Origin of the sequence: Streptomyces sp. NPDC048639 (assembly GCF_043199075.1) — a bacterium.
GTDB lineage: Bacteria > Actinomycetota > Actinomycetes > Streptomycetales > Streptomycetaceae > Streptomyces.
Window position 1 is genome coordinate 689,645 of record NZ_JBICVP010000003.1, and the last position, 17,210, is coordinate 706,854.

Here is a 17,210-nt window from a genome sequence, read left to right on the forward strand (position 1 = left end):
CGAACGAGCACTCGGCCTGGGCAAGGCACCAAGCCCGTACCAGTACCGGTCCCGGTCCGGCTCCCCGCCGTCCCCTACGCCACCCGCGCCGCCGGCGCCGCATCGCCCCGTTCCGCCGCCGCCATCGCTGCGCCCACGATCCCCGCGTTGTTCTGGAGCTGCGCCGGTTCGATCGCGGCCCTGATGCCGTTGATGTGCGGCAGGAACTTCTCCGCCTTGCGGCTCACCCCGCCGCCGAGGATGAACAGCTCCGGCGAGAAGAGCATCTCCACATGCGCCAGGTACTTCTCGACCCTGTGCGCCCAGTGGTGCCAGCCGAGGTCCTCGTCCTCCTTGGCCTTGGTGGACGCGCGCTTCTCCGCTTCGTGCCCGCCCAGTTCCAGATGGCCGAGTTCGGTGTTCGGCACCAGCCGGCCGCCGGTGAAGACCGCGCTGCCGATGCCCGTACCGAGGGTCAGCAGGATCACCGTTCCGTTGCGGCCGCGGCCCGCCCCGAACGCCATCTCGGCGACCCCGGCGGCGTCCGCGTCGTTCAGCACGGTGACGGGGAGCCCGAGCAGGTCGGCGAGCATGCCTTCCGCGTCCCGGTCCACCCAGCCCTTGTCGACATTCGCGGCCGTACGGGTCGTGCCGCCGGTGACCACGCCGGGAAAGGTCACGCCGACCGGGCCCGACCAGCCGAAGTGGTCCACGACCTCCTTGACGCATCCGGCCACGGCTTCCGGGGTCGCCGGATGCGGGGTGAGCACCTTGTGCCGTTCCTCGGTGAGGCGGCCCCGGTCCAGCTCGACCGGGGCGCCCTTGATGCCCGACCCTCCGATGTCCACGCCGAAAACATTCATGTGCTCAACGCTACGGCGAGGAGCGCAGGCGCACGTGCCGGACGCGGAGGAACCCCGGGATGAGGCCGGGGAACCCCCGGGGACCAGACGGAGCGACCCTTGCGCTGAGGTGTGGCCGGGCTCGGCCGAAGCCTAGGAGGACGAGGGCGAGGGCGACGAGCCCGGCGAGGACTGCGCGTCACCGGCCCGGGCCGTCAGCGCCGCCGCCTCGGACCGCAGGTCCCGCCGCAGCTCCTTCGGCAGGGAGAACGCGATGGACTCCTCGGCGGCCGTCACCGTCTCCACGTCCTCGTAGCCGCGCAGGGCGAGCCACTCCAGCACACCCTCGACCAGGATCTCGGGGACGGAGGCGCCGGAGGTGACGCCTACGGTCCTCACGCCCTCCAGCCAGGACGCGTCGATCTCGTCGGCGAAGTCGACCAGGTGCGCGTCCTTGGCGCCCGCACCGAGCGCGACCTCGACCAGGCGGACGGAGTTCGAGGAGTTCTTGGAGCCGACGACGATGACGAGGTCGGCCTCGGCGCCCATCTGCTTGACGGCGACCTGCCGGTTCTGGGTGGCGTAGCAGATGTCGTCGCTGGGCGGGGAGAGGAGGTTGGGGAAGCGGCCCTTGAGGGCGTCGACCGTCTCCATGGTCTCGTCGACCGAGAGCGTGGTCTGGGAGAGCCAGACCACCTTGTCCGGGTCGCGGACCTCGACGTTCTTCACGTCCTCCGGGCCGTCGACGAGCTGGATGTGGTCCGGGGCCTCGCCGCTGGTGCCGATGACCTCCTCGTGGCCCTCGTGGCCGATGAGGAGGATGTCGTAGTCGTCACCGGCGAAGCGGACGGCTTCCTTGTGGACCTTGGTGACGAGCGGGCAGGTGGCGTCGATGCTGGCGAGCTTGCCGCGCTGGGCCTCCTCGTGGACCACCGGCGCGACGCCGTGGGCCGAGAAGATCACGATGTTGCCCTCGGGGACCTCCTCCGTCTCGTCGACGAAGATGGCGCCCTTCTTCTCGAGGGTCTTGACGACGTACTTGTTGTGGACGATCTCGTGGCGCACATAGACGGGTGCGCCGTACTGCTCCAGGGCCTTCTCGACCGCGATCACGGCACGGTCCACGCCCGCGCAATAGCCCCGGGGGGCTGCGAGCAGGACGCGGCGCCGGTCATCGCGGTGCGAGACGTCTCCGCTGGGGGCACTGGCGGGCGACGGGCTGGGCGTAGCAGTCATGCGCACCATCGTAAGGCCGTGCCGCCGAGCAATTCGTTCGGCTCGTGCCCAGACTGGGACCGGGTCGCCACCGGTGGCCGACGAGGAGGAACGATGGCCGGCGGGCAGAGCGGCAGCGGCCCGGACCGGCAGGGGGGCGGGGGGCTGCGGCGGACACTGGGGGTCCGCGACCTCGTCGTCTACGGGCTGCTGTTCATCGCGCCCATGGCGCCGGTCGGCATCTTCGGCACGCTCGACGCCAGGAGCCACGGTGCGGTCGCGCTGGTCTACGTGGTGGCGACGGTCGCGATGGCGTTCACCGCATTCAGCTACGCCCTGATGGTCCGGGTGGTCCCGCGGGCGGGCTCGGTGTTCGCGTACGCCCGGGCGGCCCTCGGCGAGCTGCCGGGCTTCGTGGCCGGGTGGATGGTGCTGCTCGATTACCTCCTGATCCCCGCGGTCGCCTATCTCTTCTCCGGCATCGCGATGGAGGCGTTGGTTCCGGAGGTGGACCAGTGGGTGTGGACGGCGATCGCGGTCGTCCTCACAACGGCGCTGAATCTGTCGGGCGTATGGGTCGCTGCGCGCGCCGGTCTCGCGGTGCTGGCCCTGGAGATCGCGGTGCTGTGCGTCTTCGTCGTCTCGGCGCTGGTGGTGCTTGCCGGGGGCGGGGCGCAGCGCGGCTGGCTGTCGCCGCTGACGGGCGACGGAACGCTGGGCTTCTCCGCGGGCGCGGTGGTGGGGGCGGTGTCGGTGGCGGTGCTGTCGTATCTGGGCTTCGACGCGATCGCCTCCTTCGCGGAGGAGGTACGGGGAGACGGGGCGCGGGGGAAGGGGGCGCCCGGGGTGGCGGCCGGTGGTGCGGAGCGGGTGGGGCGCGCCGTGCTGTTCTGTCTTGCGCTGGCGGGCGCGCTGTTCGTGCTGCAGACCTATCTGGCTGCTCTGCTGACGCCGGTGTCCTCGGCCGAACTGGCCGCGGACCCGGCCCTCCAGGGGCCTGCCTTCTACGCGGCGGTGGACGCCGGCGTCGGCGACTGGCTGCACGATCTGATCGCGGTCGGCAAGGCGATCGGCGCGGCCTTCGCGGCGCTGGCCGGGCAGGCGGCCGCCGGGCGGCTGCTGTTCGCGATGGCCCGTGAACGGCGGCTGCCGGCCGGGCTGTCGGCGGTGGAGGGCCGGACGGGCGTACCGCGGCGGGCGCTTCTGCTCTCCGCGGTGGTGACGCTGGGCGCGGCCGTGTGGGCGGCCCGGGAGGACGACGGGCTCGACCACCTGGTGTCGGTGGTGAACGTGGGCGCCCTGTGCGCCTTCACGCTGCTGCACGCCTCGGTGATCGGCTGGTTCGCCGTACGGCACCGGGGCCCCGGGTTCGGCGTGCTCCGGCACCTGGTCGTCCCGTTGCTGGGCATGACGGTGACGACCGCGGTGATCGTGGAGGCGTCCGGGTTGGCGCTGGCGGCGGGCGCGGCCTGGCTGGCGGCGGGGCTGCTCGGGTACGGGTTCCAGCGGGCGCGCCGCGGTGTCGGCGGGGGCGGCTAGCCTGCCGGTATGGGTCTCAACACCTCGCCGGACGCGCCCATCCCCGTGGGCCAGGTGTCACGGCTGATCGGCGGATGGATCGACCGGCTCGGCTCGGTATGGGTCGAGGGTCAGATCACGCAGCTCTCGCGGAGGCCGGGCGCGGGTGTGGTGTTCCTGACCCTGCGCGACCCCTCGCACGACATCTCGCTCTCGGTGACCTGCTATCGCCTGGTCTTCGACCGGGTCGCGGACATCATCTCCGAGGGCGCGCGGGTCGTCGTGCACGCCAAGCCGGAGTGGTACGCGCCCCGTGGCCAGCTCTCGCTCCGCGCCACCGAGATCAGGCCGGTCGGCGTCGGCGAGCTGCTGGCCCGGCTGGAGCAGCTCAAGAAGGCGCTGGCGGCGGAAGGGCTGTTCGCTCTCGACCGGAAGCGGTCGCTGCCCTTCCTGCCGCAGCTCATCGGGCTGGTCTGCGGGCGGGCCTCGGCGGCGGAGCGGGACGTGCTGGAGAACGCGCGCCACCGCTGGCCCGCGGTCCGCTTCGAGATCCGCAATGTGGCGGTGCAGGGTGTGCACGCCGTCCCCCAGGTCGTCCAGGCGGTGAAGGACCTGGACGCACGGCCGGACGTGGACGTGATCGTCGTGGCGCGCGGCGGCGGCAGCGTGGAGGACCTGCTGCCGTTCTCGGACGAGCAGCTCGTACGCGCGGTTGCCGACTGCCGTACGCCCGTGGTCTCCGCCATCGGGCACGAGCCGGACGCCCCGCTGCTCGATCTGGTCGCCGACCTGCGCGCCTCCACCCCGACCGATGCCGCGAAGAAGGTCGTGCCGGACGTCGGCGAGGAGTTGATCCGCATCCGGCAGCTCCGCGAGCGGGCGCTGCGCACCGTCACCGGGCTGCTCGACCGCGAGGAGCGGGGCCTGGCGGCCGCCCGCCACCGGCCGTGCATGGAGCGGCCGCAGCGCATGGTCGAGGACCGGGAGGAGCAGGTCGAGGCGATGCTGCACCGCGGCCGCAGGACGCTCGGGCACCTGCTGGACCGGGCCGACTCGGAGCTGGCGCACACCCTCGCCCGGGTGGTGTCGCTCTCCCCCGCCGCCACGCTGGAGCGGGGGTACGCGGTACTGCAGCGGCCCGACGGCACGGTGGTGAGGGCCGCGGACGAGGTCACGGCGGATGAGAAGCTGCGGGCGCGGGTGGCCGACGGAGAGTTCACGGTCCGCGTCACGCCGTGACCGGTCCTGTCACAGGCCGCCTCTAGGCTGGACGCATGACCACTACGGACGAGAAGGCCGGCGGCGCGGGTGGGCCGGCCGCGCCGCCCGACTCGACGCTCGGCTACGAGCAGGCGCGGGACGAGCTGATCGAGGTCGTGCGCAAGCTGGAGGCCGGAGGGACGACCCTGGAGGAGTCCCTCGCGCTCTGGGAGCGCGGCGAGGAGCTGGCGAAGGTCTGCCGCCGGTGGCTGGAGGGTGCGCGGGCGCGGCTCGACGCGGCCCTCGCGGAGTCCGGGGAGGGCGACGGGGACGGCGCCGGGGAGACGGGCGGGGACGACGAGGCCGGTCCGGGGAACGGCTGAGCCGGTTCGGCGCCACCGGCCGACCGGCCACCCCTCAGCGCGGCGCTCGTCGCGTGTACGGCGATCATGCCCGTCCGGCGAGTACGTCCCGTACAGCGTCCGCCCCGGTGCCTGCAACCTGCGTCGCCGATGACCCTCGATGGTGAAGACGGCCCTCGATTGTGAAGCCGGTCACAGATCGCGCATTGGTTGAATATTCACCCACCCCCCGTGGTTACACGGCTCAGCAAGGAACACCGCGCCAGCCTGGAGAGATGCCCCCATGACCCTCGCCCTCGACACCACCGCGCAGGACCTCCTCTTCCGTGAGGCCCGGACCGCCAACACGTTCACCGACGAGCCGGTGAGCGATGAGCAGATCCAGGCGGTCTACGACCTGGTGAAGTACGCGCCGACCGCGTTCAACCAGTCCCCGCTGCGCATCGTGCTGGTCCGCTCCCCCGAGGCCCGCGAGCGCCTCGTCCAGCACATGGCGGAAGGCAACCGGCCGAAGACCTCCACCGCGCCGCTCGTCGCGATCCTGGCCGCGGACCATGAGTTCCACGAGGAGCTGCCCCGGCTCTTCCCCAAGTTTCCGCAGGCCAAGGACGCCTTCTTCAGTGAGCGCCCGGCTCGCGAGAAGTCCGGTTCGTTCAACGGCGCGCTGCAGGTCGGCTACTTCATCATCGGCGTCCGCGCCGCCGGCCTGGCCGCGGGCCCGATGAGCGGCTTCGACGCCGAGGGGATCAACAAGGAGTTCTTCCCCGAGGGCGACCACGCGGTGCTGGCCGTGGTGAACATCGGCAAGCCGGGCGACGACGCCTGGCAGCAGCGCAGCCCGCGCCTGGCGTACGACGAGGTCGTCACGACCGTCTGACGGAGCCGTCGCGACCGCCACGACCGTCACGACCGCCACGACTGTCCGGCGCGTCCGGTGCCGGTCCGGTGCCGGGTCAAGCCGAGCCGAGCCGCCGGGCCGGGCCGGGCCCCCACAGGATGTCGGGGCTGGCGCACAGGAAGTCGGGCCATCGCCCGCGGACAAGACCGGAGGGCTCTCGCCTCGCGAGAGCCCTCCGGCTTGTCCGATGCGTCAGCCCGCGCCCTGCGACGTCTGCAGCGCGGCCGCCATCTTCGCGAGCTGCCCGTACGACGCGGTGCCGGTCACGACCGTGGTCACCCCGCGCTCCTCCCGCACCAGCGCGTCGTACTTCTGCCCCTCGTACCGGTCCCAGCTCGTGTCGCCGATCCGTTGCTCCCGGCCCGTCTTCTCGGCGCCGTGGCTGACCTTGGTCACGAACTTCGACGCCCGGCCGTTGCTCTGCTCCACGGCCACGTACTGGTCGTCCGGGTCCAGGAAGCCCAGGTGCCACGCGGCGCCGTCCGGGTTGCCGCCGTCGTACCGGACCGAGGTCGCGCGCCAGGGCTTGGGCAGGCCCTCGGGGGCAGCCACCGGATAGGGCGCGGCGCGGCGGGCCGTGTCCAGCTCGACCCGGTAGCTGATCGGCTTGACCGGGTCCTTCGAGGGGTCGTGCGGGATGAAGAGATAGATCCCCGCGACGACGGCCCCGATGACCGCCATGGAGAGCACCATGTCCCGAACCGTCTGCGTACCGCGCATGCCTGCCACGCGGCCCATGGTCCCTCATCGCCGGAGGCACGATTCCGGCACCCCCCGCGGGGCACTCGGTCCTCACCATCCCGAACCATCCGGAACCACCCCGACCGCACCCGTGACCCGACCCACCGCCGCGCTTCCGGCCGTCCCCCCGAGGCCGCTCATGCGTGGGGCCCTCTGCTCACATTCGCGATGAACGGATAAAGTCACAGGCACCCTCTTCATTCCGGCCGTCGTCGTACAGAAAGGTGCGCTCCGATGACCGATCATTCTCTGCCGTCCCAGCTCGAGGTGAGCCCGGAGGCTCCCGACCGCAACCTCGCCCTGGAGCTCGTCAGGGTCACCGAAGCCGCCGCGATGGCCGCGGGGCGCTGGGTGGGCCGCGGCGACAAGAACGGCGCCGACGGCGCTGCCGTGAACGCCATGCGGACCCTCGTCAGCACCGTGTCGATGAACGGCGTCGTCGTCATCGGCGAGGGCGAGAAGGACGAAGCCCCGATGCTCTACAACGGGGAGCGGATCGGCGACGGCACCGGTGCGGAGTGCGACATCGCCGTGGACCCGATCGACGGGACCACGCTCACCGCCAAGGGCATGCCCAGCGCGATCGCCGTCCTCGCCGCCGCCGACCGCGGCGCGATGTTCGACCCGTCCGCGGTCTTCTACATGGACAAGCTGGTCACGGGCCCCGAGGCCGCCGACTACGTGGACATCACCGCTCCCCCGTCGGTCAACATCCGCCGCGTCGCCAAGGCGAAGCACGGCGCGCCGGAGGATGTGACGGTGGTCATCCTGGACCGGCCGCGCCACGAGTCCCTGATCAAGGAGATCCGCGAGACAGGCGCCCGGATCAAGTTCATCTCGGACGGCGACGTCGCGGGCGCGATCATGGCCGTGCGGGAGAGCGGCGGCATTGACATGCTCATGGGCGTCGGCGGGACGCCGGAGGGCATCATCGCCGCCTGCGCCATCAAGTGCCTCGGCGGCACCATCCAGGGCAAGCTGTGGCCGAAGGACGACGAGGAGAAGGCGCGGGCGCTGGACGCCGGCCACGACCTCGACCGGGTGCTGCACACCGACGACCTGGTCAAGGGCGACAACGTGTTCTTCGTGGCCACCGGCATCACGGACGGCGAGCTGCTGCGCGGTGTGCGGTACCGCGCGGAGACCGCCAGTACGGAGTCGCTGGTGATGCGCTCGAAGTCCGGCACGATCCGGAAGATCGACTCCACGCACCGGCTGTCGAAGCTGCGCGCCTACAGCTCCGTCGACTTCGACCGGGCACGCTGACCGCAGCGGCGACAGGCCGGCGCAGAAGCGCCGGCATACGCCGGGGACGCCCCTGCATCGGCAGGGGCGTCCCCGGCGTATGTGTCACCCGGCCGCTGCGATGTGCGGAACGGCGGCGGAGCGCGCAGCCTTCTGCAGCTCCACCTCCCTGCGCCGGCGACGGGCCAGCACGACCCGGCGCTCGGCCGCGGTCAACCCGCCCCACACGCCGTACGGTTCCGGCTGCAGCAGTGCGTGCTCCCGGCACTCGACCATCACCGGGCACCGGGCGCAGACCCGCTTCGCGGCCTCTTCACGCGACAGCCGGGCGGCTGTCGGTTCCTTGGAGGGGGCGAAGAAGAGCCCGGCCTCGTCGCGGCGGCACACCGCCTCCGAGTGCCAGGGCCCCGCTTGATCCCGAGCGGGGATGCGCTGCGGCGGCACGGCGGCCTGCAGGGGCTGATGCGGCGGTTGCAGCACGGTCTACTCCTGACGACGGCATTCGCGAAAGAGTCACCCTTGCCCGTCTCCCCCACGCACGGCCGTGTCCCAACCCCCATGCCGCACAAGAAGACGATGGGGCAGTCCCTACCCGCTGTACGCGCGCCTATGCACACCGTTGCATTTTGCTAGTGCCCGAGATGTTTGCGCGGCGAACCATCCACCCGTTCGTGGGAGTTACCCCTGAGGCGGGCGTGCAGATCACGCAGGCGTTTGCCCCTCTTGGGGCGCGCCTCGATGCTGCCGAACACCGCCCAACCGGAGACCACGACGACGGGAGCGCCAGGTTCCGCCGACTCCTGGGTGTCGACCTCCACATTGCCGAAGACGCCCGTGCCCGAGCCGCGCAGCGTGACATTCTCCGGGACCCGGATCTCCACGCTCCCGAAGACCGACGTCGCATTGATGACGACCTGCTGCTGCTCGAAGACCGCCTCGGTGAGGTCGATCTCGACGCTGCCGAAGCAGGAGAAGGCGTTCGTACGGCCGCCGACCCGCCAACGCCCCCGGCGCACCGAGGCGCTGAAGACGGCGACCAGGTTGACGGTCGGCACCGGAAGACCGTCCTGCACCGGGTGGGCGGGGCCGGGGGCGTGCGTACGCGGGTCTGCGGTCGGCAAGTCCCGTACCAGCGGCTCGAGTTCGCCCAGCGTCTTGGCGCGGTAGACCCCGTCGATCCGGTCGGAGTGCTCCTCCGCGGTCAGCCGCCCCTCGGCGACGGCCTCGCGGAGGATGTCCGCGAACCGGTCGCGGTCCGCGTCGGACGCGCGGATCTCCCCCTCGGCGACAGGCTTGGCCGCGGGGGCCGTCGCGGGCTTGGTCAACGGCACCGGCTGCTGCTCAGGCTGATTCACCGGCCCAGCGTACCGAAACGCGATAGATCGCGACCAGGGTCCGGCCCCCACGACCTGCCGGACCGTGCGCCGCAGCGCCGACCGCGACGCCCGCGACGCCTGCCGGCCAGTGCCGGCGCCCGGCGCCCGGCGCCCGGTGCCCGCAGCCCTCAGCCCTCAGCCCTCAGCCCTCAGCCCTCAGCCCGCTGAGCCTTACCTCACAGACTCGGCCGCCCCGGCTCGTTCTACGCTTGTCAGCGCTGTCATCGAAGCCAGCCGCCGTCTGCCGAGTGAGGAATGGCAATCATGCCCCCTGCCCCCCGCCCGACCCGCCCAGAGTTCGCCTACACGGATCTGCTGCCCCTGGGCGAGGACACCACGCCGTACCGCCTGGTGACCTCGGAGGGCGTGAGCACCTTCGAGGCCGACGGGCGCACGTTCCTCAAGGTCGAGCCGGAGGCGCTGCGCGCGCTGGCGGCCGAGGCGATGAAGGACATCTCGCACTATCTGCGCCCGGCTCACCTCTCCCAGCTCCGCCGCATCCTGGACGACCCCGAGGCGTCCTCGAACGACAAGTTCGTCGCCCTGGACCTGCTGAAGAACGCGAACATCGCGGCGGCGGGCGTGCTGCCCATGTGCCAGGACACCGGCACCGCGATCGTCATGGGCAAGCGCGGCCAGAACGTGCTGACGCAGGGCGGCGACGAGGAGGCCCTCTCGCGCGGCATCCACGACGCGTACACGGAGCTGAATCTGCGCTACTCGCAGATGGCCCCGCTGAACATGTGGGAGGAGAAGAACACCGGATCCAACCTCCCGGCGCAGATCGAGCTGTACGCGACCGACGGCGGCGCGTACAAATTCCTCTTCATGGCCAAGGGCGGCGGCTCGGCCAACAAGTCCTTCCTCTACCAGGAGACGAAGGCCGTCCTGAACGAGTCCTCCATGATGAAGTTCCTGGAGGAGAAGATCCGTTCGCTCGGCACGGCCGCCTGCCCGCCCTACCACCTGGCGATCGTCGTCGGCGGCACCTCCGCCGAGTACGCGCTGAAGACCGCCAAGTACGCCTCCGCGCACTACCTCGACGAACTGCCCGCCGAGGGCTCCCCGACCGGTCACGGCTTCCGCGACAAGGAGCTGGAGGAGAAGGTCTTCGAGCTGACGCAGAAGATCGGTATCGGCGCGCAGTTCGGCGGCAAGTACTTCTGCCACGACGTACGGGTCGTGCGCCTGCCGCGGCACGGCGCCTCCTGTCCCGTCGCCATCGCCGTCTCCTGCTCCGCCGACCGCCAGGCCGTGGCGAAGATCACCGCGGAGGGCGTCTTCCTGGAGCAGCTCGAGAAGGACCCGGTGAAGTACCTGCCGGAGACGACCGACGAGCAACTCACCGAGGGCGCGGGCCCCGACCTGGATGCCGTCGCCGTCGACCTCGACCGCCCGATGGACGAGGTGCTCGCCGAGCTGACCCGGCACCCGGTCAAGACCCGGCTGTCGCTGACCGGCACGCTCGTCGTCGCCCGTGACATCGCGCACGCGAAGATCAAGGAGCGGCTGGACGCGGGCGAGGGCATGCCCGAGTACCTGAAGAACCACCCCGTCTACTACGCGGGCCCCGCCAAGACCCCCGAGGGCTACGCCTCCGGCTCCTTCGGCCCGACGACGGCCGGGCGCATGGACGCCTACGTCGAGCAGTTCCAGGCGGCCGGCGGCTCGAAGGTCATGCTCGCCAAGGGCAACCGTTCCCAGCAGGTCACCGACGCGTGCAAGGCGCACGGCGGCTTCTACCTCGGCTCGATCGGCGGCCCGGCCGCACGCCTGGCCCAGGACTGCATCAAGAAGGTCGAGGTCCTGGAGTACGAGGAGCTGGGCATGGAGGCGGTCTGGAGGATCGAGGTCGAGGACTTCCCGGCCTTCATCGTCGTGGACGACAAGGGCAACGACTTCTTCCAGGACCCGTCCCCCGCCCAGCCGTTCGTGACGAGCATCCCGGTCCGCGGCCCCGGCCGGTAGGCAGCTCTCGGCTCCTCCGGTGGACACCCGCAGGCCCTGACGGGCGGCACCCGCCGCGGGTCCTCCCGGGTGCGGGAGGGCCTACGCCGTGGTGTGGTGCGCCAGGGGTGCGTGCGGATCCGGCTCGCCGTGGACGGCGGCCGGGTCCGCGTGCACCAGGGCGGCGGTCAGCCGCGGTACGGCGTGCAGCAGGGTGTGTTCGGCCTCGACGGCGACGTGGTGCGCGGCGCGTACGCTCAGCTCGCCGTCCACCACGATCGCGACCTCGGCCCGGAGCCGGTGCCCGATCCAGCGCATCCGCAGCTCGCCCACCGCCACCACGCCCGGCACCCCGAGGAGCGCCGCCGCGGCCGCGTCCACCAGTGCCGGGTCGACGGCGTCCATCAGGCGCCGGAACACCTCGCGGCCCGCGTCCTTCAGAACCAGCAGGATCGCGGCGGTGATGAGCAGGCCAACGACGGGGTCGGCAAGCTGCAGGCCGACGGCCGCACCACCTGCACCGAGCAGGACGGCCAGCGAGGTCAGCCCGTCGGTACGGGCGTGCAGCCCGTCGGCGACGAGGGCCGCGGAGCCGATACGGCGGCCGGTGCGGATGCGGTAGCGGGCCACCCACTCGTTTCCGGCGCAGCCGATGAGGGCCGCGGCGGCGACCGCGGGGATATGGGTGACCGGCCGCGGGTCGAGCAGCCGGTCGACCGCCGCCCAGCCCGCCAGGACCGCGGAACCGGCGATGGTCATCACGATGACGATCCCGGCGAGGTCCTCCGCGCGCCCGTACCCGTAGGTGAAGCGGCGTGTGGCGGCACGGCGGCCGAGCAGGAACGCGATGCCCAGCGGCACGGCGGTGAGCGCGTCGGCGGCGTTGTGGACGGTGTCGCCGAGCAGCGCCACCGAGCCCGAGACGACGACCACGACGGCCTGGAACACGGCGGTCAGGGCCAGAACTCCCAAGGAGATCCACAGCGTTCGCATGCCCTCGGCGGAGGTCTCCATCGCGGAGTCGACCTTGTCGGAGGCGTGGTGGCTGTGCGGGGTGAGGACATGCGCGACCCGGTGCCGCATCCGCGCCCAGGCGCCGGGGGTGGTGCGGTGGTGCGCGGGGTTGTGCGGATGCGCGTCCGGGTGTGCGTGGGCATGCGAGTCCCGGTGCGCGGTGCCCGGATCCCCGTGACCGTGCGGATCCCCGTGACCGTGCGGATCCCCGTGACCGTGCGGGTGTGCCGCCCGCGCGGTGCCGGGGTCCCCGTGCGGGCGCGCGTGCGCATTGCCCGGATCCCCATGCGCGTGCGGATCCCCGTGGGCATGGGGACGGCCGAGCGGCATCTCGTTCCTCGGGTCATGACTCACGCCGTCTATTATGTGCGTATGAACGCACGCATGCACCTACCACATGCGCATGGTGCGCGGATACCGGATGACCGCGAACGCCTGACCGTCGCCGCCGAGGTCCTCGGCCTGCTCGCCGACCGCACCCGCCTGGCGCTCCTCTCCCGCCTCTCCGAGGGCGAAGCGGACGTGTCGACGCTGACCGATGCCTGCGGCGCGGCGCGCCCCTCGGTCAGCCAGCACCTGGCCCGGCTGCGCCTGGCAGGACTGGTGACGACCCGCAAGGAGGGCCGCCGGGTGGTGTACGCGCTGGGTCACGGCCATCTGCGGCGGCTGGTGGAGGAGGCCCTGAGCGTCGCCGACCACCGGATCGGCCGGCTCCCGCCCCACGACTGACGGCGGCCCCCTCTCCCGCGAAACCCAAGGCGGGCGGCGCATGCGCCGCCCGCCTCGTTCCTTGCGTCCATACGGCCTGCCCCTGCCGTACGGCCTAAGCGAAGCGCTGGTTCGCCGAGTTGTCGCACTTCTGGAGGCGGAGGCGGTCCTGCGCCGACGCCAGCGTCAGGCACAGATCGGCCGCCGCAGCCGGGCGGATCGTGTCACCGGCCCGCGTGAACTGCTGGTTGGTGCCGCCGTGGCAGTTCCACAGCACGAGCTCCGCGCCCGCCTCGTAGCGGCTGCCGGACACGTCCAGGCAGCGGTCGTGGGTGAGTTCGGTGCGGAGCGACCCGCGCTCGCTCTCGTACCACCACGCCTGGTTGCGCCCGCCGTGGCAGTCGTGGCCCGTCACCGCGCTGCCGTTGCCGGTCTTCGCCTGGGTCACGTCGACGCATGCGCCCGTGCCCGCGTTCTTCAGGGGCTTGAACCGGTCGTCCCACGCTCCCTCGTACAGCACCGGCTTGTTCGTGCTCGCCGGGTCGGCGCAGCTCGCCTCGCGCCAGTCGGTCGCGTAGAGCTGGGTCAGGCAGGAGGCGAAGGCCTCGTGGCCGCGGGCGTTGGGGTGGAAGGACTGGCGCAGGGAATTGGAGTCCGGCGGCCAGGGGTTGGTCAGGTCGACCCACAGCCCCCGCGCCCAGGCGTCCTCCATGCACACCTCGTGACCGTGGAAGAGGCGGGAGTTGTCGAGGTAGGTCGCACCGGTGCGCTGGGCGACCTGCCGCATTCCGCTCTCGAAGCGGGGTACGGCGTAGTTGCGGCCCCAGACGGCGTCCGAGTCGTAGCCGGTGCAGCCACCGGGGATCTTGCCCCAGAAGCCGGGGTTGTCGCGGAAGTCGGGGCCGATGGGGCTCGGGTAGCCCATGACGACGAGTCTGTAGTCGCCCTCGGCGTACCCGGCACCGCTCATGACGGTCCGCAGATCCCGTACGGTCTGCTCGACCTTGGGGACGAGGCCGTCGACGCGAGCCTGCCAGCCCGGGGCGTACTTGGGTTCGCAGGCTCCCTGGAAGAGGAACCAGCGCACGACGCAGTCGGTCATCACGGACCCGAACTGCAGGTCGTCGTTGGCACCGGCGACGAGCAGGATCATCTTGATCCGGGTGTTCCGGGCCTTGATGGCCAGATTGTCGCTCTGAACCAGCTCGTCCGCGTGCTGCTTGGCACCCCCGATGCGGATGTTGTCCGTGCCGGCGCCCGAGCAGGCGACGTTGTACGTGACGTCGGCCGGGATGGCGGTGCGGTGGACGGCGGCGTCGGGCGAGCGGTGGCACCAGTTGTCGGGGCCGCTGGTGCCGGGGTCGTACGTGCCGACGCCCTCACCGGAGATCTCGCTGTCGCCGAGCGAGATCAGGGAGGACTTGCGCTGGTCGACCGGGCGCTCCGCGGGGTCTCCGTAGAGTTTCGTCGCCTCGGTCGCGCGGATCTTCTCGAGGTCGGGTGGGAGGGGTGTCGATGCTGTGGCGGTGCGGGTGGTGCTCGCGGCCGCGGCGGGTGCCGTGGCCGTGAACCCGCCGAGTGCCGCCGCGAGGGCGGCGGTGACCGCGACGCTGCATCGCACCCAGGGTCTTCCGGGTCGCATGGCGCCTCCCGTGTCTTTTGTTGTTACCCGCGGTATTTACTGGCACGGGGAGCCGCTTGGGAACATCGTGATCCGGACAAACGCTGTGGATGCCAGGAGGTGCGTGACGATGACCGACGCAGACGCGGACGACTATCGCGTCGAGCACGACTCGATGGGCGAGGTGCGGGTCCCCGCCGCCGCGAAGTGGCGCGCGCAGACCCAGCGGGCGGTGGAGAACTTCCCCGTCTCCGGGCAGCGCCTGGAGCGCGCGCACATCGAGGCGCTGGCCCGTATCAAGGCGGCCGCGGCCAAGGTGAACGCCGAACTCGGGGTGCTGGAGCCGGATCTGGCGACCGCGATCCAGGAGGCGGCGGCGGAGGTCGCCGGGGGCGCCTGGGACGACCAGTTCCCGGTGGACGTCTTCCAGACGGGTTCGGGCACGTCCTCCAACATGAACACCAACGAGGTCGTCGCGACGCTGGCGAGCGAGCGCCTCGGCTCCCCCGTCCACCCCAACGACCATGTCAACGCCAGCCAGTCGTCCAACGACGTCTTCCCTTCCTCCGTCCACATCGCCGCGACGGCGGCCGTGACCCATGACCTGATCCCGGCCCTGGAGCACCTCGCCGCGTCCCTGGAGCGCAAGGCGGCGGAGTTCGCCGAGGTCGTGAAGTCCGGCCGTACGCATCTGATGGACGCGACTCCGGTGACGCTGGGTCAGGAGTTCGGCGGCTACGCGGCCCAGATGCGCCACGGCGTGGAGCGCCTGAACGCCTCCCTCCCCCGCCTCGCCGAACTCCCCCTGGGCGGTACGGCGGTGGGCACCGGCATCAACACCCCGCCCGGTTTCTCCGCCGCCGTGATCGCCGAGATCGCCCGGACCACCGGGCTGCCGCTGACCGAGGCGCGCGACCACTTCGAGGCCCAGGGCGCCCGGGACGGGCTGGTGGAGGCCTCGGGCCAGCTCAGGACCATCGCGGTCGGCCTCACCAAGATCGCCAACGATCTGCGCTGGATGGCCTCGGGCCCGCGCACCGGGCTCGCCGAGATCAACCTGCCCGATCTCCAGCCCGGTTCCTCGATCATGCCGGGAAAGGTCAACCCGGTGATCCCGGAGGCGGTGCTCATGGTGGCCGCCCAGGTCATCGGCAACGACGTCACGGTCACCACGGCGGGCGCCTCCGGCAACTTCGAACTGAACGTGATGCTCCCGGTGATGGGCAAGAACCTGCTGGAGTCCATCAGGCTGCTCACCAATGCCACCCGCCTGCTGGCCGACCGCACCGTGGACGGCATCACGGCCAACGCCGACCGGGCCCGGCAGTACGCCGAGTCCTCCCCGTCGGTCGTCACCCCGCTCAATCGGTACATCGGCTATGAGGAGGCGGCGAAGGTCGCCAAGAAGTCGCTTGCCGAGCGGAAGACCATCCGCGAGGTCGTGCTCGAGTCGGGCTATGTGGACCGGGGAGATCTAACGCTCGAACAACTGGACGAGGCGCTTGACGTCCTGCGCATGACACGCCCGTAGGGGACACCCGGGACGCGGGCCCCAGGAGGCCCTGCAGGCCCGTCAGCACCGCGCCGGTGGGGACCCGGAGGCCGTGGCCGGTCCCCGCGCGACGGCGTCCCCCCGATGCCCGGGGTCACGGCGCGAACGCGGGACCGCACCTAAGATCTGCCCATGACAGCGGAGACGACCGGAACGACGGGCGCGGCGGAGACCGGATCCTGGCAGCCGGGGGACCACATCCTCTGGCGCTACCGGAGCAACGGCACCGACCAAGTCCACATCTGCCGTCCCGTCACCGTCGTCGAGGACACCCCCGAGCTGCTGGCGGCGTGGATGGCGCCGGGCACGGTCTGCGTGAAGCCGGTGCTCAGCGACGGCACACCCGTGCACCGCGAACCGCTGGCCACCCGCTACACCAAGCCGCGTTCCACCACGCTCTCGCGGTGGTTCGGCACCGGCGTGCTGAAGCTCGCCCGCCCCGGCGACCCCTGGTCGATCTGGCTGTTCTGGGAGAACGGCTGGCGCTTCAAGAACTGGTACGTGAACCTGGAGGAGCCGCTGCGGCGGTGGGCGCGCGGCGTCGACTCCGAGGATCACTTCCTGGACATCTCCGTGCACCCGGATGGCGGGTGGGACTGGAGGGACGAGGACGAGTTCGCACAGGCCCAGCAGGCCGGCCTGATGAATGCGGGGCAGGCCGAACGCGTACGGGCCGCGGGCCGCGCGGCCGTCGAACTCATCGACGCCTGGGGGTCCCCGTTCCGCGACGGCTGGGAGAACTGGCGGCCGGATCCTGCCTGGTCGGTGCCGGACCTTCCGGCGGACTGGGACAGTGGGGCGACGAGATCGCGGCCATGACGCCGCCTGCGGAAGGAATCTTCCCGAAGGAGACCCTTGATGTGCCCCTGGACACCAACCGTAGGATCGTCCTCCGCGAGACTGCGCGCTGCGGGACTGGGACAACTGCTCAATCTCCGGAAAGGTTTGACCGGACGTCACAGTCACACGTCACACTCACTGGAGTGCTGGAG

The 17,210-nt window shown here is 71.5% G+C and carries 16 protein-coding genes; 9 read left to right on the top strand and 7 right to left on the bottom strand.

Features of this window, described 5'->3' with window-relative positions:
- Window positions 1-74: 74 nt before the first annotated feature.
- Together ppgK and ACGFNH_RS11290 are read right to left on the bottom strand one after the other, a co-directional pair.
- Window positions 75-842, bottom strand: coding sequence for a polyphosphate--glucose phosphotransferase (gene ppgK / locus ACGFNH_RS11285; protein WP_393652782.1), 768 nt, complete (start codon window positions 840-842; stop codon window positions 75-77).
- Between the two features lie 132 nt (window positions 843-974).
- Entirely contained in the window at window positions 975-2,057 is a 1,083-nt protein-coding gene (locus ACGFNH_RS11290) for a 4-hydroxy-3-methylbut-2-enyl diphosphate reductase (protein ID WP_393652783.1), read from the bottom strand.
- Window positions 2,058-2,150: 93 nt separating this feature from the next.
- Here ACGFNH_RS11290 and ACGFNH_RS11295 point away from each other — a divergent pair, with 93 nt between their 5' ends.
- The 4 genes from ACGFNH_RS11295 to ACGFNH_RS11310 all read left to right on the top strand — a co-directional run bounded on the left by ACGFNH_RS11295 (window position 2,151) and on the right by ACGFNH_RS11310 (window position 5,993).
- Entirely contained in the window at window positions 2,151-3,575 is a 1,425-nt protein-coding gene (locus ACGFNH_RS11295; protein ID WP_393652784.1) for an APC family permease, read from the top strand.
- A 9-nt stretch (window positions 3,576-3,584) separates the two neighbouring features.
- A complete protein-coding gene (gene xseA / locus ACGFNH_RS11300) occupies window positions 3,585-4,793 on the top strand; it encodes an exodeoxyribonuclease VII large subunit (RefSeq protein WP_393652785.1) in 1,209 nt (402 codons plus the stop codon).
- Window positions 4,794-4,828: 35 nt separating this feature from the next.
- Complete coding sequence (locus tag ACGFNH_RS11305; protein WP_393652786.1) at window positions 4,829-5,137, top strand: exodeoxyribonuclease VII small subunit; 309 nt, start codon at window positions 4,829-4,831, stop codon at window positions 5,135-5,137.
- A gap of 262 nt (window positions 5,138-5,399) precedes the next feature.
- Window positions 5,400-5,993 (top strand): malonic semialdehyde reductase, encoded by a 594-nt coding sequence (locus ACGFNH_RS11310; protein WP_393652787.1) that lies wholly within the window; start codon window positions 5,400-5,402, stop codon window positions 5,991-5,993.
- 213 nt (window positions 5,994-6,206) lie between these two features.
- Here the strand turns inward: ACGFNH_RS11310 and ACGFNH_RS11315 are convergent, their stop codons facing one another.
- The gene (locus ACGFNH_RS11315) at window positions 6,207-6,734 is read right to left on the bottom strand and encodes a DUF4245 domain-containing protein (protein WP_393652937.1); all 528 of its coding nucleotides are present in this window, start codon (window positions 6,732-6,734) and stop codon (window positions 6,207-6,209) included.
- Window positions 6,735-6,989: 255 nt separating this feature from the next.
- Between ACGFNH_RS11315 and glpX the strand changes: the two genes are divergently transcribed.
- Entirely contained in the window at window positions 6,990-8,021 is a 1,032-nt protein-coding gene (glpX, locus tag ACGFNH_RS11320) for a class II fructose-bisphosphatase (RefSeq protein ID WP_393652788.1), read from the top strand.
- A gap of 84 nt (window positions 8,022-8,105) precedes the next feature.
- Here the strand turns inward: glpX and ACGFNH_RS11325 are convergent, their stop codons facing one another.
- Window positions 8,106-8,480 (bottom strand): WhiB family transcriptional regulator, encoded by a 375-nt coding sequence (locus ACGFNH_RS11325; protein WP_360851750.1) that lies wholly within the window; start codon window positions 8,478-8,480, stop codon window positions 8,106-8,108.
- 149 nt (window positions 8,481-8,629) lie between these two features.
- Entirely contained in the window at window positions 8,630-9,355 is a 726-nt protein-coding gene (locus ACGFNH_RS11330) for a DUF1707 domain-containing protein (protein ID WP_393652789.1), read from the bottom strand.
- A gap of 285 nt (window positions 9,356-9,640) precedes the next feature.
- Between ACGFNH_RS11330 and ACGFNH_RS11335 the strand changes: the two genes are divergently transcribed.
- Entirely contained in the window at window positions 9,641-11,344 is a 1,704-nt protein-coding gene (locus ACGFNH_RS11335) for a fumarate hydratase (RefSeq protein WP_393652790.1), read from the top strand.
- A gap of 81 nt (window positions 11,345-11,425) precedes the next feature.
- On the opposite strand, the gene ACGFNH_RS11340 is transcribed toward ACGFNH_RS11335, so the two are convergent.
- A complete protein-coding gene (locus ACGFNH_RS11340) occupies window positions 11,426-12,691 on the bottom strand; it encodes a cation diffusion facilitator family transporter (protein WP_393652791.1) in 1,266 nt (421 codons plus the stop codon).
- Window positions 12,692-12,709: 18 nt separating this feature from the next.
- Between ACGFNH_RS11340 and ACGFNH_RS11345 the strand changes: the two genes are divergently transcribed.
- Complete coding sequence (locus tag ACGFNH_RS11345; RefSeq protein ID WP_393652792.1) at window positions 12,710-13,066, top strand: ArsR/SmtB family transcription factor; 357 nt, start codon at window positions 12,710-12,712, stop codon at window positions 13,064-13,066.
- 94 nt (window positions 13,067-13,160) lie between these two features.
- On the opposite strand, the gene ACGFNH_RS11350 is transcribed toward ACGFNH_RS11345, so the two are convergent.
- Window positions 13,161-14,687: a ricin-type beta-trefoil lectin domain protein gene (locus ACGFNH_RS11350; RefSeq protein WP_393652793.1), complete on the bottom strand. Its 1,527-nt coding sequence runs from the start codon at window positions 14,685-14,687 to the stop codon at window positions 13,161-13,163.
- Between the two features lie 109 nt (window positions 14,688-14,796).
- On the opposite strand from ACGFNH_RS11350, the gene ACGFNH_RS11355 reads away from it, so the two are divergent.
- The gene (locus ACGFNH_RS11355) at window positions 14,797-16,197 is read left to right on the top strand and encodes a class II fumarate hydratase (RefSeq protein WP_393652794.1); all 1,401 of its coding nucleotides are present in this window, start codon (window positions 14,797-14,799) and stop codon (window positions 16,195-16,197) included.
- 153 nt (window positions 16,198-16,350) lie between these two features.
- The gene (locus ACGFNH_RS11360) at window positions 16,351-17,037 is read left to right on the top strand and encodes a DUF402 domain-containing protein (RefSeq protein ID WP_393652795.1); all 687 of its coding nucleotides are present in this window, start codon (window positions 16,351-16,353) and stop codon (window positions 17,035-17,037) included.
- Window positions 17,038-17,210 lie beyond the last annotated feature (173 nt).

What these genes read in the sequence shown, in the direction of transcription:
- ppgK (WP_393652782.1), bottom strand. Translation starts at nt 842, where the DNA reads ATGAATGTTTTCGGCGTGGACATCGGAGGGTCGGGCATCAAGGGCGCC.
- ACGFNH_RS11290 (WP_393652783.1), bottom strand. Translation starts at nt 2,057, where the DNA reads ATGACTGCTACGCCCAGCCCGTCGCCCGCCAGTGCCCCCAGCGGAGAC.
- ACGFNH_RS11295 (WP_393652784.1), top strand. Translation starts at nt 2,151, where the DNA reads ATGGCCGGCGGGCAGAGCGGCAGCGGCCCGGACCGGCAGGGGGGCGGG.
- xseA (WP_393652785.1), top strand. Translation starts at nt 3,585, where the DNA reads ATGGGTCTCAACACCTCGCCGGACGCGCCCATCCCCGTGGGCCAGGTG.
- ACGFNH_RS11305 (WP_393652786.1), top strand. Translation starts at nt 4,829, where the DNA reads ATGACCACTACGGACGAGAAGGCCGGCGGCGCGGGTGGGCCGGCCGCG.
- ACGFNH_RS11310 (WP_393652787.1), top strand. Translation starts at nt 5,400, where the DNA reads ATGACCCTCGCCCTCGACACCACCGCGCAGGACCTCCTCTTCCGTGAG.
- ACGFNH_RS11315 (WP_393652937.1), bottom strand. Translation starts at nt 6,734, where the DNA reads ATGCGCGGTACGCAGACGGTTCGGGACATGGTGCTCTCCATGGCGGTC.
- glpX (WP_393652788.1), top strand. Translation starts at nt 6,990, where the DNA reads ATGACCGATCATTCTCTGCCGTCCCAGCTCGAGGTGAGCCCGGAGGCT.
- ACGFNH_RS11335 (WP_393652790.1), top strand. Translation starts at nt 9,641, where the DNA reads ATGCCCCCTGCCCCCCGCCCGACCCGCCCAGAGTTCGCCTACACGGAT.
- ACGFNH_RS11345 (WP_393652792.1), top strand. Translation starts at nt 12,710, where the DNA reads ATGAACGCACGCATGCACCTACCACATGCGCATGGTGCGCGGATACCG.
- ACGFNH_RS11350 (WP_393652793.1), bottom strand. Translation starts at nt 14,687, where the DNA reads ATGCGACCCGGAAGACCCTGGGTGCGATGCAGCGTCGCGGTCACCGCC.
- ACGFNH_RS11355 (WP_393652794.1), top strand. Translation starts at nt 14,797, where the DNA reads ATGACCGACGCAGACGCGGACGACTATCGCGTCGAGCACGACTCGATG.
- ACGFNH_RS11360 (WP_393652795.1), top strand. Translation starts at nt 16,351, where the DNA reads ATGACAGCGGAGACGACCGGAACGACGGGCGCGGCGGAGACCGGATCC.